The 15417-nt window shown below is 70.9% G+C and carries 11 protein-coding genes; 2 read left to right on the top strand and 9 right to left on the bottom strand.

The features are described 5' to 3' along the window. Together E1281_RS13600 and E1281_RS13590 are read right to left on the bottom strand one after the other, a co-directional pair. The coding region (locus E1281_RS13600) for a WD40 repeat domain-containing protein (RefSeq protein ID WP_165958913.1) at positions 1-1731 on the bottom strand (1731 nt) is incomplete at its 3' end. A 1664-nt stretch (positions 1732-3395) separates the two neighbouring features. Next, a complete protein-coding gene (locus tag E1281_RS13590; protein WP_131877973.1) occupies positions 3396-4160 on the bottom strand; it encodes a hypothetical protein in 765 nt (254 codons plus the stop codon). Between the two features lie 119 nt (positions 4161-4279). On the opposite strand from E1281_RS13590, the gene E1281_RS13585 reads away from it, so the two are divergent. Next, positions 4280-5506 (top strand): hypothetical protein, encoded by a 1227-nt coding sequence (locus E1281_RS13585; protein WP_131877971.1) that lies wholly within the window; start codon positions 4280-4282, stop codon positions 5504-5506. Between the two features lie 77 nt (positions 5507-5583). Here the strand turns inward: E1281_RS13585 and E1281_RS13580 are convergent, their stop codons facing one another. The 7 genes from E1281_RS13580 to E1281_RS13550 form a co-directional block, all read right to left on the bottom strand. Beyond that, positions 5584-7284, bottom strand: a complete 1701-nt coding sequence (locus tag E1281_RS13580; protein WP_131877969.1) for a GMC family oxidoreductase — start codon at positions 7282-7284, stop codon at positions 5584-5586. Positions 7285-7591: 307 nt separating this feature from the next. After that, the gene (locus E1281_RS13575; RefSeq protein ID WP_207943271.1) at positions 7592-8287 is read right to left on the bottom strand and encodes a hypothetical protein; all 696 of its coding nucleotides are present in this window, start codon (positions 8285-8287) and stop codon (positions 7592-7594) included. 180 nt (positions 8288-8467) lie between these two features. Beyond that, positions 8468-9736: an MFS transporter gene (locus E1281_RS13570; protein ID WP_131877967.1), complete on the bottom strand. Its 1269-nt coding sequence runs from the start codon at positions 9734-9736 to the stop codon at positions 8468-8470. A gap of 350 nt (positions 9737-10086) precedes the next feature. After that, positions 10087-11142, bottom strand: coding sequence for a hypothetical protein (locus tag E1281_RS13565; protein WP_131877965.1), 1056 nt, complete (start codon positions 11140-11142; stop codon positions 10087-10089). 508 nt (positions 11143-11650) lie between these two features. Then, positions 11651-12619: an NAD-dependent epimerase/dehydratase family protein gene (locus E1281_RS13560; protein ID WP_131877963.1), complete on the bottom strand. Its 969-nt coding sequence runs from the start codon at positions 12617-12619 to the stop codon at positions 11651-11653. Further along, complete coding sequence (locus E1281_RS13555) at positions 12620-13312, bottom strand: ATP-binding protein (protein WP_207943270.1); 693 nt, start codon at positions 13310-13312, stop codon at positions 12620-12622. It abuts the gene before it with no gap. Next, entirely contained in the window at positions 13287-14420 is a 1134-nt protein-coding gene (locus tag E1281_RS13550) for a hypothetical protein (RefSeq protein ID WP_131877961.1), read from the bottom strand. Before E1281_RS13550 ends, E1281_RS13555 begins: the two co-directional genes overlap by 26 nt. A 71-nt stretch (positions 14421-14491) precedes the next feature. Between E1281_RS13550 and E1281_RS13545 the strand changes: the two genes are divergently transcribed. Then, positions 14492-15328, top strand: coding sequence for an HAD family hydrolase (locus E1281_RS13545; protein ID WP_165958912.1), 837 nt, complete (start codon positions 14492-14494; stop codon positions 15326-15328). Positions 15329-15417 lie beyond the last annotated feature (89 nt).

Below are 15417 nucleotides of genomic sequence, written 5' to 3'. Positions count from 1 at the left end.
GACGAGGGGCGTGCCGATGGGGCGGCGGGTGGCGACGTCCCACAACCGCACGGTCTCGTCGCGGCTGCCGGTGGCGAGAGTCCGACCATCGGGGCTGAACGCCACCGAGTCCATCAGGCCGGTGTTGTCGGCGAGAGGTTCGCCGACCGGGCGACGGCTGCCCACATCCCACAACCGCACGGTGCCTTCGTCGGCGACGGCCAGGGTCCTGCCGTCGGGCGTGAACGCCATCGACTGCGAGGGGCCGGCGAGGGGTTCGCCGATCTGGCGCCGACCGGCCACGTCCCACAACCGCACGGTGTCGTCGAAGCCGCCGGTGGCCAGGGTTTTGCCGTCAGGACTGAACACCATCGAGCCCGCGGGGGCGGTGTGGCCGGGACGGAGTTCGCCGATCTGGTGGCGGCCGGCCACGTCCCACAACCGCACGGTCCCCTCGGAGTCGCCGGTGGCCAGGGTCCTGCCGTCGGGACTGAGCGCCAGGGACTCCACCGTCTCGGTGTGGGCGGTGAGGGGCGCGCCGAGCGGCCGGCGGTCGCCTGCGTTCCACGACCGCGCGTCCTCATCGCCGGCGGTGGTCAGGGTCTTGCCGTCGGGACCGAAGACCACCGAGGACACGGGGCCGGTGGAGCCGGTGAGGGGTCTGCCCATCCGGGTGCGCACGTCCCACAACCGCACGGTCTCATCGAGGCTGCCGGTGGCCAGGGTCCCGCCGTCGGGGCTGAACACCAGCGTCTCCACCGTCTCGGTGTGGGCGGTGAGGGGCTTGCCGAGCGGCCGGCGGGTACGCACGTCGAACAACCGCACATTGGTGTGACCGGCGGTCGCCAGGGTTTCGCCGTCTGGACTGAACGCCACCGACTCCACCTGGTCGGTGTGGCCGGGAAGGGGTTCGCCGATCGGCCGGCGGGTCCGCGCGTCCCACAACTGCACGGTCTCGCCCTCGCCGGCGGTGGCCACGGTCTTGCCGTCGGGACTGAACGCCACCGACTCCACCGAGTGGGTCGGGCCGGTGAGGGGTTCGCCGCTCGGCTGACGTCCACGTACGTTCCACAACCGCACGGCCTCGTAGCTGGCGGTGGCGAGGGTGTTGCCGTCGGGGCTGAACGCCACCGAGTGCACGAGGTCGGTGTGGCCGGTGAGGGGTTCGCCGATCTGACGGCGAGTTCCGACGTCCCACAGCCGCACGGTCTCGTCGAAGCCGCCGGTCGCCATGGTCGTGCCGTCCGGGCTGAACGCCACCGAGCCCACGGTGTCGGTGTGGCCGGTGAGGGGCTTGCCGAGCGGTCGGCGGGTCGCGATGTCCCACAACCGCACGGTCTCATCACCGGCGGCGGCGAGGGTCTTGCCGTCGGGGCTGAACGCCACCGAGAGCCCGGGGCCGGTGTGGCCGGTGAGAGGTTCGCCGATCTGACGGCGAGTTCCGACGTCCCACAGCCGCACGGTCTCGTCGAAGCCGCCGGTCGCCATGGTCGTGCCGTCCGGGCTGAACGCGACCGAATGCACGTGGGCGTTGAGGATGGCGCGGTCCGGCTTGGCGAGGACGTTGAGCAGGCCGGCGCGGCTTCGGGGAGTCTGGTCGAGCCGCCAGGACGCGGCGGCGAGGAGCGCCTGCAGCGCCGGGGTGCTCGCCTGTTCGCTCTGGGCGAGGAGTTGGCTGGAGGCAGCGGCGTCGCGTTGGCGGTCGGCCTGTCGCGCTCGTCGTCGGAGGCGCTCTGGGCGTGGATCGCCCATCCGGTGGCGGTGAGTGAGACCAGGGTGGTGACGGCCAAGGCCAGGGCTGCGACACGGACGTTGCGGGTACGTGCGGTCCGAGCGCGGTCGCTGGCGTCCAGCAAGGCGCGTTCGACCCGGTTGGGGAAGGGCCGGTGCCCGCTGATGGCCCAGCGCACACCCTGGTCGAGGTTGGCGCCGGTCAGCACGTCGCTGCGGCGCCGTCCGTTGCCGTCCCAGGTGCAGGCGGCCTCGCGGAAGCGATGATGGGCGCTCAGCTCCCGGCGCTGGTCATCGAGCCAGTCCCGGAGTCTGGACCAGGCCCGCGGCAGCGCAGGACGGGTCAGAACGACCTGCTCGGCGGGGCCGGGTGCGTGGTCGCCGGTGATGTCCAGCAACGGCGCGAAGGCCCGCGCCACCCGCCGCAGCGCCTCCGCTTCCCCAGGGGCCTGGCGGTCGAACAGCTCCGCGGCCGGTACCGGGCGGGTGGACCAGCTCCCGTCTTCGCCGGGCACCACGCACCGCAGGAACACTTCGGGGACGAGTTTCCGCTCGTCCGGCGTCAGGGCGGTGTAGGCGTCCTCGGCGAGTTCGCCCAAGGCCGGATCGCCCGGTTGCCACCCGGTATGCGGGGCCGCCTGCTCGGCCCCCCAACGGACCAGATCCTCGGGGTCGTCGGCGTCCTGGTTCGGGTCGCCGGTCAGCGCCACGAGGATCGCCCGTGCCGACGGGCGCCGCAGCGGGTCCTTGTCCAGAGCCGCGGCCACCAGCGTGCGCAACCGCTCCGGCAGCTCGGTCAGATCGGGGTCGTGGGTGCGGACCTGGTGGGCGATGGCCGGGAGGTCGCCACCGGCGAAGGCGTGCCGGCCGGTGGCGGCGAACACCATGATCGCGCCCCAGGCGAACACGTCGGCCTCGGCCCCGGCCCGCTGACCGGCGTACACCTCCGGGCCCATGTACCGCAGCGTCCCGACCAGCCCGCCGCCCCGGGTGGCCGAATGCGTGTCCACCACCCGCGCGATCCCGAAGTCGATCAGCCGGGGGCCGTCGGGCCCCAGCATCACGTTGCCGGGCTTGAGGTCGCGGTGCACCACCTTGGCCTGGTGGATGGCCGTCAGCGCCGTCACGATCCCGATCCCCAGACGGTGCAGGTCGTCCCCGCCGAACCGGCGCGGATCCCGGCCGCGGACCCCGTTGACGGCGGCCTGCAGACTCAGCCCGTCGATGTACTCGCTGACGATGCAGGGCCTCGGCGGCCTCAGCCGCACCTGAACGATCCGCGCGGTGCAGAACGAGGCGACCCGCTGGGCCGCGCGCGCCTCAGCCGCCATCCGCTCCAGGTCGTCCACCGATTCGGATGCCCCGTGCAGCACCTTGACCGCCACCCGGGCGCCATCGAGGCCGTACGCCTCGTACACCACGCCCTGACCGCCGGCACCGAGCCGGCCCGCCGTCCAGTACTCGCCGATCCGGTCGGGATCCCCTGGCTCCAACGGATCCACCAAAGCCACCACCGCCTCAACGTCCGGTCGGACTCGACGCTCCCCGTAACCGCACGGTCACGATCAAGCAACGGTCATTACGATGCCGGGCGAGCGAGCGAAGTTCGCACACCGATCTCCGCGCCCGTGCGGAGACCGGCAGCCGGACCGCGAGCCGACGTTCAGGGCCTCCCGGCCCGCGGGTCACTGCGGGGCGCCGAGTCCGCGTAGCTCTAGGAGGCGGCCCACGAGTTCCGCTTGTTCGCCGGCCGACTCCGGTGGAGACGGCTCCGGGCCGGGCTCTCGGATGATCTCGGCTCCGGCGGCGCGCAGGTTCGCCACGTGGTCCAGCAGGGCGTGCTGCATCCGCTCCACCCGATCCCCCGCGGTCAACACCTCGCTGATCCGCCAGAACGTGCTGAAGTCGCGGACCTCGCCGTCAGGGAATCGGACCGTCAGAAGCGTCTCGGCCTTCAGGTAGTAGGGGTCGTCCGGATCGGCCTCGGTGATCTCGCGCCGCAACTCCTGGAGGTCCGCCCCCGGTCTGCCCTGGTTGAGCGTGGCCATGATCTGGTCGACCGTCAGCTTCGTCGGCGGTCGAGGGCCTTCGATCAGCCCGTCGGGGTCGAGACCAAGGTGGGCGACGACATCGACGTGCTGGTTGACCGCCCAGGCGACGGTCCATTCCGGCCACCGTTCGCTCAGGGCCCTGCGCAGTTCGAGGTTCACCCTCGCGGGGCAGTGGTCGCTCCAGAACAGCAGCGTCCAGGTGTCCAGATCCAGCACCAGGGAGCCTTCGCACCATACGTCGTCGGTGAGTTCGTCGCGATGCTCCATGGAGCGGATGTACGGCTCCAGCTCGTCCGGCCCCATGAGCGGGTCGGAGGCCAGGGAGAGCGCCCCGAACCTGGAGAAGTGGATCTGGTGCTCGCCTCGGTCCACGATGACGTAGTTCGCGCGATGCCCCATACCGTCTGATTATGAGCGACGCGGGCTTCGTACGGTGCCGTTCGCGCGTGGTCCCGGACGGGAAGATCCTGGAGGCCGAGGGGGAGGTGCAAACCGGGACGTTTCACTAGGATGCTCGCGTGCGCGAAGATCAAGGAGTTTCGGACGACGGTGTGCTGACCGCGCCGCTCCAGGTGCCGGGTGAGGGCCCCGGTGCGAACGGGCCGGCGAAGGCGGCCGTGGAGCGCGGCGCCGTGACCGAGGTCGATCCCGCGCCGGTGCGGGCCTTCGGGCAGGACGTCGATCGGCTCGGCGAACTGGTGGAGCGGCTCTCCTCGGCCGCCGCCGCGCTGGGCGAACGGCTGGACGGCGAGGTGCGCGGCGTCCTCGGCGACGCCGAGAAGGCGCTGGCCGAGGCGCGTGCCGCGCGGCAGGAGACCGCGGACGCCCACGAGCGGACGCGACAGGCCGAGGCCCGCGCCGATCTGGCCCTCCAGGAGGCCGCCGACGCCCGGGAGGAGCTCGAGAAGGGGCTCGCCGCCGCGAAGGCGAGCGTCACGGCCGCGCAGGAGAGCGAGGCGAACGCCTGGAAGGAGGCCGGCGCCCACCAGCAGGCCCGTGCCACGTCCGGCAACGAGGCCGCCAACGCGGAGGGCCTGCGCAAGCGCGCGGAGGCCGCGTGGAGCACCGAGCACCAGGCGCGCGTCGAGGCCGAGCAGGAACGCGACGACCTGGCGACGCGGCTCGCCGCCGAGCAGACCGCGCTGGCCGGCGAGCAGACCGCGCTGGCGACCGCGCGCACCGAACTCGCGGACACGCGCACCGAACTCGCGGAGGTGCGGACGCGGCTGGAGGCCGCCGTCGACACCGAGCGGCAGTTGCGCGCCGAGCTGTCCGCCGCCCAGGGCGAGATCGCGGGGCTGACCGTGGAGCGCGACTCGGTCGCCGAGCGCGCGGCGGAGCTGGCCACGCGCGCCGACCGCGCCGAGCAGCGCGCCGAGGCCGCCGACGCCCGCATCGACACCGAGCGGGAGCGCGCCGACGTGGCCGTGCGGCGCGCGGACGCCGCCGAGGACCGCATCAACCGTGACGCCACCACGGTGCGCGCTCTTCAGGACACGTTGCGGTCCGCGCTGGATCTGCCGTCCGTGGAGGATCTCGACGACGGCATGGGGGTCTCGGTCGGGGACTCCGGCACGGTCGCCGCACGGCCCGATGGCTCGATCGCCGTCGAGAAGCTCCCGGACGTCCTGGACGGCGAGCTGGCCGCGCGGTTCGCCCGCGCGCTGCTGGCCGTCCGCGTCCATCAGGCGACCCGGCGCTCCGCCCAGGACGACGGCTCCGGCGCCGAAGCGGCCGGGGACTGACTGGTCAGGGGCAGGTCACCGATCCGGTGAACCGGGTGCCCGGGGCGATTCCGGTCACGTGCCCATTCGCCCGCTCGTCACCTGAGGGCGGCGGGGGCGCCCTTCGGGACGGCCGGCCTGTCCGGCATGATCCGCTCGATGCGCTCGTAGGGGGCGCCGGGCTCGGGGCGCGCGTCCTTCTCGCCGCGGTTGGGCCAGTAGGCCATCGCCCGTTCGGCCTGGGCGGTGATGGTCAGGGACGGGTTGACGCCCAGGTTCGCGGTGACCGCCGACCCGTCCACGATGTGCAGGCCGGGGTGGCCGTGGACGCGGTGGTACGGGTCGATGACGCCGGTCTCCGGAGTCTCCCCGATGACGCAGCCGCCGATGAAGTGCGCGGTCGTCGGGATGTTGAACAGGTCGAACCACGTCCCGCCCGGGGTGGCGTCCAGCTCCTCGGCCAGCATCCGGACGGCGTCGTGGGCGACGGGGATCCAGGTGGGGTTCGGTTCCCCGTCACCCTGGCGGGCGACGAGCTTGCGGCGGCCGAGGCGGCCGCGCTTCTCGTTGATGGTGATGGAGTTGTCGGCGGTCTGCATGACCAGGGTGATGACCGTGCGCTTGGCCCAGTCCTTGAGGGAGAGGCCCCGCAGGATGATAGTGGGGTGCCGGGCCGCCTGGCCGAGGAACTTCAGCCAGCGGGGCGGGCCGCCGCCGTCGACGAGCAGCGTGCGGATGACGCCCATCGCGTTGTTGCCCGCGCCGTAGCGGGTGGGCTCGATGTGGGTCTTCTCGTCGGGGTGGAAGGACGAGGTGATGGCGAGGCCCGTGCTGTGGTCGACGTCCTTCTTGCGGTGCCACACGGTCATGCGTTCGACGCCGAGCAGCGCCTCGGAGTTGGTGCGGGTGAGTTCGCCCAGGCGGGACGACAGGTTCGGGAGGCGGCCGGTGTCGCGCATCCGGTGCAGGAGCTGCTGCGTCCCGTAGGTCCCGGCGGCGAGGACGACGTGCTCGGCGGTCAGCGTCCGGCGGCGCCTGCGGAGCGGGGCGGTGTGCCCGGTGCCGACCTCGTAGCCGCCGGACGGCAGCGGGGTCACGGAGCGCACCGTGGTGTCGGGGACGACCTCGACGCCCGCGCGCTCGGCCAGGTACAGGTAGTTCTTGGTGAGCATGTTCTTCGCGCCGACCTTGCAGCCGATCATGCACGAGCCGCAGGCGGTGCAGGTCGTCCGGCGCGGGCCGGCGCCGCCGAAGTACGGGTCGTCGGCGTCCTCGCCCCGCTTCTCGCCGAAGAACACGCCGACGGGGGTCGCGTGGTGGGTGTCGCCCACGCCCATGCGGTCCGCGACGCGTTTCATCGCCTCGTCGGCGGGGGTGACGAACGGGTTGGCGGTCACGCCGAGCATCCTGCGGGCCTGGTCGTAGAACGGCTTGAGTTCGTCCTGCCAGTCCGCGATGTGGCCCCACTGCCGGTCGGTGAAGAACGGCCGCGGCGGCTCGTACAGGGTGTTGGCGTACACCAGGGAGCCGCCGCCGACGCCGGCCCCGGCCAGGACGAGCACGCCGGCCTTGCCGCCGACGAGGTGGACGCGCTGGATCCCGCGCATCCCGAGCCTCGGCGCCCACACGTACTTGCGCAGCCGCCAGGACGTCTTCGGAAGGGTGTCCTCGTCGAAGCGGCGTCCCGCCTCGATGACGGCGACCCGGTAGCCCTTCTCGGCCAGTCGCAGCGCGGACACGCTGCCGCCGAACCCCGAGCCGACCACGATCACGTCGAAGTCGTGGGCGTCAGCGGTCATGGCACACCACCTTCGTCGGGGGGAACGAAGCAACCGAGTGTGGCCCTCCGTTTCCACCGCGCGCCATGCACCCGGAGCAACGATTCAGCCACACGATTGTCACCAAAGTGACAACTCACCGATCGGCACGCCGCAGCAAGGCCGAGTTCGCGGTTGACCATGCGGGCGTTGCGGATCCTCCGCCCCGAGCGACCGCCGGGCCTTCCGGGTGGGAATACGCGGAACGGTCGGGCGGCACCAAGCCGCCCGACCGCCCAGTGTGCTATATGACGTGAGGCACTCGTTTCAGCCGCTGCTCAGCGACCACTTAGCCCTCAAGTCCGAATACCGCGGACACCTGCCGGACAAGCCCGTCCTCAGACAATGAGGAGTCCACCGTCAACCCGTGAAGGCCCAGATCCCGGACCTGCCCGGTCAACCGGTCGGTGAACAACGCATCGCGCTCAAGCAGATTCCGCAACGCACGGTGCGGGTCATCGGTCTTGGCGATGAAACCCCACGCTTCGCCCCCACGGCCCTCGAACACCATTTCGCGGAACCGGGGGGACGGCAGCAACCACACGGCCTGACCCACCTCGGCGAGCAAAGGCCGGACCAGCTCGGGCAACAGCCGGAAACCCTCTGCGACCACCGGCCGGTCAGTGGGCAATCCCAGAAGATCCTCAACGATCAGCCCGAAACCCTCACCGCGAAACCAGTGAAAGGTGTCCAGCATCTCCTGCGGACTCCTGGACGTCCATCGCTCGTTCATGTCCATCGCGGCGAACCTGCCCAGGTACGGAGCCTGCTCCGCCGGCAGACGCCGGGCATGATCGGGCATGGCCGCGTCCGTGTCGAACACGCGCATCCCGAACCGGTCGGCGAGGTGCCGCGCGACGGTCGTCTTCGCCGACCCGCTGCCACCGCCGATCCAGTACACGTGACGCAGTCGCTCCCGTAGAACGTCGGCGGGGAAGCCGCCGTGCTCCTGGTCGGCCGCATTGGCGTACTCGTTGTGCGCCATAGTCGAGCCCTCCTCAATCTTGGTTTGCCATGGCCCGCTGATGATCAGCCGGGCCCTCCTACCGTGCCCCGGACAGAACACGGCCGGGCCTATTGTGCCACGTTCGCCAAGACGTGGTTGCACGGGAATGGAAACCCGGATGGATGGCAGGCGGAAAATCGTACCGCCCGCCGGGAGCGGCTATTTCCGGAATCTGCTCCACCGTGGCGAGCGACCGGTCAGCGGCAGCGATCGGACCAGGTCCGCCGCGGCCGCGGTGAGGGTTTTCCGGGGCAGCATGACGGCGACCACCAATAGTGCCGAGAGAGCGGTCACCATGCCGCCGAGCGCCATCGTGAAGCGCGGCCCGATCTGTTCGGCGAGTTCTCCCATCAGCGGTGCGCCGAGCGGGTTGGTGCCGAGGAAGACCAGCATGTACAGCGCCATCACCCGGCCGCGCATTTCCGCGGAGACACCGAGTTGCACGGTGGCGTTCGCGGTCGTGGTGAAGGTCAGCACCGTGACGCCGGTGGGAACCAGCAGCACCAGGAACAGCCAGTACGACGGCATCAGCGACAACGCGATCTCCATCGCCCCGAACAGCATCGCCGAACCGATCAGCAGCCTGCGTGTCGGGTGTACCCGGCGGGCCGCCACCAGCGCACCGACCAGCGAGCCGACGGCCAGCATGGTGGAGGCCAGCCCGAACGCGGACGCCCCGGTGTGGAAGACCTCCTTGGCGATCATCGGAATGGTGACCGCGAAGTTCATTCCGAACGTCGCCACGAGCCCGACCAGCAGGAGGACCATGACCAGCTCGCGCTGGGCCCGCACATACCTCAGCCCCTCCCGCAACTGCCCCTTGGCACGGGTCACCGGCTCGGCGGGACACAGCTCGCCGGCCCGCATGAGGGCGAGGGAGACCAGCACCGCGACGAACGACGCCGCGTTGACCAGGAAGACCGGGCCGGTGCCGATCGCGGCGATCAGCAGTCCCGCCACCGCGGGGCCGAGCACCCGGCCGACGTTGAAGCACGCACCGCCCAACGCGATCGCGTTGGGCAGGTCGGTCTTGCCGACCATCTCCACCACGAAGGTCTGCCGCGCCGGATTGTCCACCACCGTGGCGATGCCCAGCGCCAGCGCCAGCAGGTACACCTGCCACAGCCGGGCGCTGCCGGTGACGGCCAGCAACCCGAGGGTCAGCGCGAGCAGGCCCATCGACGCCTGGGTGATCACCAGAACGCGGTGCTTGGAGTAGCGGTCGGCGATCACCCCGCCCCACAGCCCGAACAGCAGCATCGGCAGGAACTGCAACCCGGTGGTGATCCCCAGCGCAGTACCGTCGTTGCCGCTCAGCTCCAGGACCAGCCAGTCCTGAGCCACCCGCTGCATCCAGGTACCGGTGTTGGACGCCAGCGAACCGATCGTGAACAACCGGAAATTGCGGTTGCCCAGCGACCGGAACATCGGCGCCGACAACACCCGGATACGGGATCCGCCTCCGGACTGGTCGGCTTCTCCAGAATTCATTATGTACAAGCCCACTCATGCCACTTTGAGATGATCTTCTTCTGAAGAAGGCACCGGCGACACCGGGAATACCGGCGAGACCCTCGCCGCCCGAGCCGCATCGCACATCAAACCCCATGCGCCACCGACGGCCGCATCGCGACATGCGGCGACACCCGCGGTCACCGCCTCGGGCGCTCCCCCCGCACAAGGCCGAGTAGGAACAGCGACGAAGAAGAACGACGGGAAGCACAGGGCCTCCCGCCGTCCGTTCGCGAAGGGACGGTGTCGGGGCACCGTCCCCCTACTCAGACCAGGGCCTTCTCGGCCCCGGCCTCCTTCCGGCCCCCGTCCTGGTCAGGGGCTTCCTTCCTACGCTTCTCCTCCACGAAGATCCGACCGACGGCGCCCGCGCCCAGGACGACGAGGACGTACCCGACGATCGTGTTGAGACCGGTGTCGGAGGGCTTCTGGCCTGCCACCAGCCCCCACATGAGGGCCAGCACCGGCTTGGCGGGCTGGAGCTGGGCTTGGGCGGAAGCGGTGAGTCCCCGCTTCCAGCCGGCGCTCATGAGCACCGCGCTGATCGACGCCATCGCGCCGACGCCCAGGGCACCGAGCGTGGCCCAGACGCTCGTCTGACTGACGACCGCGGGCCCATCGGCCCACAGGAAGACCACGCCCAGGATCGGGACGGTGACCACCTTGCTCACCGCGCTCGCCATGAACACGGCGTCCTTGGTTCGTCCCTGCTCCATCTTGCCGAGGCCCGTGAACGTCGCCAGCATCACCCAGTACATCGCCCCGTTCAGCAGGATGCTCACCGCCCCCATCAGGGGCAGTTCCTTGAACGCGACGCCGTACAGGAGGAGCGCACCCATTGCTGAGACGCACACCCAGCCGAGGATCTGCCAGTTGCGACGGCCGGACACCAGGGCCGCGGTCGTCGGCCCGATGATGAGGGCCAGGACCGCGTACATGGCGATCGGCATGTGGTGCAGGGCCTCCTGCCCCGACCAGATGCTCACTGCGGAGCTCAGCCCGAAGAGAAGGCCGACCCGTACCACCGGCCATTCCAGCTTCCGGGGGTTGGGGCGAATGATGAGCAGCAGCGCGACACCCGCCGTGATGTCGGTCAGGAAGGCGGTGACGACCGCCGGCATCCCTGTCGCTCCGGAGATCACGAGCAGGGACTTGTTGCCGGTTCCGAGGATGACCGCCGTCGCGGCGGCCGTCCAGGCGATCACCGGGCTCCGCTTACCGACGGACTGCTTGACCTCCCGGCCCAGCCAGCGGGTGACGTGCTTCGCTCCCCGCAGCGGCAGGCCGCAGAGAGTCCTGACGAGCCCGAGCGCGGCCGCCACTAAGGCGGATATGCGCCAAGGCGATTGAGGGTTCCTCACGGGACCCCCTCCTTTCACGAGGGGTGCTCGCGAGGAGGTCCCGGGGTGTTCAATCCCGGTCCTCCTCGCTGCACCCATTACTACGAGTGCAACACGAGAACCGGGAATGCTCCCAGTTTGTTGTGTCGCGCTATTTACGCTAACACATGACAAGCTGTCATCGTGTTAAGATTTCCATCGTGCAAGCCCCTCCTTGTCCGCGGCGGACTGTTCACCCGTCGGCAGGGGCACACGGGAATCGGCGGCCCGGCTCCGCAGTACGAAAATCCTTTCACGAGATGGGGGGTCGGGCCGTCGTTCTCCCAGCTCAAACCGGATACAACAAAATGTCAACAAGTGTGCCATGGTGACTGCTGTCCGATAGGGAAACCGGTCCGCAACCTCGGACTCATGGCCGGATCCGGCCCGCCACCCTGCGCCTGTGGATCTTGCCGGGATATGTCAGGAATGGCAGCTCCATGCCCGGATATCACCCGTCGGTGATCGCGGCGGCAAGGGACGGGCTGCCCGCGAACCAGCTGATCGTCTCGGCCAGTCCGGTCCGCAGGTCCACGCTCGGTTCCCAGCCGAGCGCCCGGCGGGCCAGACTGATGTCCGGGCGGCGCCTGGCGGGATCCTCGTCCCGGGCGTCGACGTGCTGGATCGGGGACCGCGAGCCGCACAGCTCCCGGATGAGCTCCGCGATCCCCACGACCGGCAACTCCCGGGGGTTTCCGATGTTCATCGGCCCCGAACATGCAGCTGAGGCGGCCTTCAGCACGGCACCGACGGTGTCGTCCACATGGCACAGCGATCGCGTCTGCCGTCCCGAGCCGTGCACGGTGATGGGCCGGCCGGCCAGCGCCTGCCGGATGAAGGTGGGGACGAGCCGGCCGTCCCGTGCCCGCATCCGGCGGCCGTAGGTGTTGAAGATGCGCAGCACGACGGTGTCCACGCCGTACGTCTTCCGGTATGCCTCGCAGGCCGCCTCACCGAACCGCTTGGCCTCGTCATAGGACGAGCGCGGCCCCATCGGGTTCACATTGCCGTGGTATGACTCGATTTGTGGGTGAATAGACGGGTCGCCATAGACCTCACTGCTCGACGCGTACACGCAGCGGGCGCCTTTCGCCCGCGCGAGATCCAACGCGTTGAGGGTGCCGAGGGACCCGACGCGGAGGGCCTCCACCGGCCGCGCCAGATAGTCGACCGGGCTGGGCAGTGAGGCGAGATGCACCACGAGATCGATTCGGCCGGGCAGGTCGAAGGGCTCGTTGATATCGTGCTCGACCAGTGCGAACCCAGGCCGGTCGATCAGGTGCGCCACATTGCCGGCGCCACTGGTGGCGAAATTGTCCAGGCAGTACACCCGGCACTCCATATCGACCAGCAGCTCGCACAGATGAGAGCCGATGAAGCCGCTTCCCCCGATCACCACGACTGTCGAGAACGCGTTCAACTATGTGCCCCTCTGGTCGATGCCGAATCCACGCTGTGCACGGATGAAATCGATGATCACCTCGATGGCCGGGTCGTAGCCGTTCACCGTGGCCACGCGAAGCGAGGGAACAGCGAGCGACACCGCCTCGAAGCCACCGGCGGCCCGTCCGCCGGTTCCGTCCCGGCGAGCCGACGCCGCCCGGCGGGCACTCGGGCCGTCGGGCTGCTCGCGGTGCCGCTCGGTCACGCGCCGGCGTGCCGTCCCGGGGTCGACCACGCAGTGGACGATCCTCGTGTCCGCTTCGGCCTTGAGCGAGTTCAGCCCCAGCCGCCATCGCCGGTCCTGGAAGGCCGCTTCGGCCACGACGGTCACCTTCGACGAGAGCAGCAGGTCGACCGTCTGGAAGAAGGTCTCGAAGGCCAGCCGCGCGACCGGCTCCTTGCCGGCGACGGCGAGATCATGACCGAAGGTCTCGAAGATGCCCTCGTTGATGTCGTCGCGCGACACCAGCGGGCACGGCAGCGCCTGCGCGAGCGTGCGCGCCAGGGTCGTCTTGCCGGAGCCCGGCGGTCCGCTCACGACGACCAGCGCCGGCCGGTACGCAACGCCGGTCCGCGCCGTACCCGGCCCGCCCGCCGGGTCCTCCTCGGCGCCCACCGGATCGTCGCCCATGACATCGTGGCGATCACCGCGCGCCGCTTCGTCGACCATGCCCTTCGGTTCTCCCTCGATCCCTGGTCATCGGTGTGCCGAGGCCGTCCGCCCAGGCGATGGGCGGCCGATCTCGCGGCACGGTGAGCAGTGGCGGCCCTCCCACCGGCTGGAAGCCCGCACCCAGCCATGTCCCCGCCGTGATGGTGGCGGTGCCCGCGGTGGGCGCCGCAGCGGCCGCCGCGGTCCCGTCGTGCAGGTATCGCAGACCGGCGCGGATTCCGGTGGCGGCGCGGATCCTGCGCCGTAGCGCCGGGGTCCGCCGCGAGAGGTACCCGTAGACCCCTTGCCCGTCATCGGCGGGCAGTCCGTCCCGGACGAACGAGGCGACGCTGATGACGGCCGGGACGATGGCGGGGACACGGTCCGGCGCGGGGCCCGCGGCGTCCCGGAACGCCTGGACAAGGGCGGCGCCGACGGCGGCTTCGATTCCGTCGCCACCGGCCCGCCGGGGTACGGGCCGGGCACGAACGCGGTGAAGCCGCAGCAGAGTACGGCCGCGACGCTCGGCGACCGCGGTCTTGATACGGGTGTGGCCGAGGTCGGCGACCACCGCGGCACCGTCTCCGGAGTTCATGGACACGTGCCGGGCCGCACCGATGAGCGGGCCGAGTTCCGGTAGGGGGACGACAGCCACAGAAGGCGCGCCCGGCACGAGCGCGGCGGCCGCTTTCACGCCGCTCAGGACGAGAGGCCCGCAGCCGCCCGCCAGCAGGCCACCGGCGAGCCAGATGCCGTCGACGGTCGTCCAGTGGGCGAGGAAGGCCCGGCTGTACGGGGTGCTTCCTTGCCGGTCGGCGGTCTCCGGATCGCGCAGTGTCGCGATCAGCGCTCCGAGACGCATCCCGAACGTGTGCAGCACCGCGGCGGCCGAACGGGCCACCCGCGCGTCGGGCGACACCACGGCGGCCGCGAGATCGTCCGCCAGGCGTCCCCTCCGCAGGCCGCTCAGGCCGATGGCGGTGGCCAGGGAGTACAGCGCGTCTCGGGAGCACACCTCCTCCGCTGTCCGTCCCTCGACGCCGAGCGCGCCGGCCCGCTCCAGGACGAGGTGATTCAGCGACGCCTCACTGGTGAGGTCCAGGGAGTGGAAGGACGTCGCGGTCACGACGCCCCCAGGCGGGCGCGGGCGGGGTACCGAGTGATCATGCGCGTCGCACCGTGAATTATCGTCGCGGCGTGACGCCTCCTCCCGTGCCCCGGAATCCCCTGCCGGGGCTTCCGCGGCTGATCGCGACCGATCTGGATGGAACGCTGCTGGGCGCCGGCGGCACTGTCAGCGCGCGTAACGCGGCCGCCCTGCACCGGGCGGCGCGTGCCGGTGTCGTGGTGCTGCTGGTGACCGGACGGTCTCAGCACCGGCTTCCGGAGATCTACTCCCAGCTCGGCGCCCGGTACCTCACGATCTGCGCCAACGGCGGCGTGGTGTACGACCCGGTCGGGGAGCGGGTTCTCGCCTGCCGGCCGGTGGATCCCGACCGCGTTCGCCAGGTGTGCATGCGGCTTCGCGAGAGGGTGCCCGAGGTGGTGTTCGCCGCCCATGTGGAATGCGGCGGCCGGGTCCTGCACGAGCCGGGCTGGCCCCGCCCCGGGGGCGAGGACGGCCGCGCGCCGGCCGCACCGGCGGACCTGACCGGCAGTCCGGTGGTGAAGCTGCAGGCGCGGGCGCCGGAGCGGGAGCCCGAATCGTTCGCGGCGCTGGTGGCCGACGCCGTCGGCGATCTGGTCGAGGTGACCCGGCAGGGGTACCGCGGCCTGGTCGAGATGAGCCGGCGCGGGGTGACGAAGGGCAGTGCCCTCGCGACCGTGGCCGGTGGGCTCACGATCCCGGCCGAGGACGTCCTGGTCTTCGGCGACATGCCGAACGACGTGCCGATGATGCGGTGGGCGGGCCGGTCGGTGGCCGTGGCGAACGCCCACGTGGAGGCACGGGCCGCGGCCGGGGAGGTGACGCTGAGCAATGTGCGGGACGGCGTCGCCGTCTATGTGGAACGCCTGCTGGACGGGCGCGCCTAACGCGGCCGCGCGCGCCGGTGGCCGTCTCCGGCGGCCGTCGCCGCCACGACGCCCACGTGGCCGGCCGGTCAGATCCGTGTGCATTCGTC

The organism is Actinomadura sp. KC345 (assembly GCF_004348515.1).
Classification (GTDB): domain Bacteria; phylum Actinomycetota; class Actinomycetes; order Streptosporangiales; family Streptosporangiaceae; genus Spirillospora.
The sequence above is the reverse complement of the archived record's forward strand: the minus strand, read 5'-3'. Positions and strand labels throughout refer to the sequence as shown.

Coding starts and splice junctions, on each gene's coding strand:
- E1281_RS13555 (WP_207943270.1), bottom strand. CDS start 13,312: ATGGTCGACGAAGCGGCGCGCGGTGATCGCCACGATGTCATGGGCGAC.
- E1281_RS13580 (WP_131877969.1), bottom strand. CDS start 7,284: ATGACCGCTGACGCCCACGACTTCGACGTGATCGTGGTCGGCTCGGGG.
- E1281_RS13570 (WP_131877967.1), bottom strand. CDS start 9,736: ATGTTCCGGTCGCTGGGCAACCGCAATTTCCGGTTGTTCACGATCGGT.
- E1281_RS13590 (WP_131877973.1), bottom strand. CDS start 4,160: ATGGGGCATCGCGCGAACTACGTCATCGTGGACCGAGGCGAGCACCAG.
- E1281_RS13575 (WP_207943271.1), bottom strand. CDS start 8,287: ATGGCGCACAACGAGTACGCCAATGCGGCCGACCAGGAGCACGGCGGC.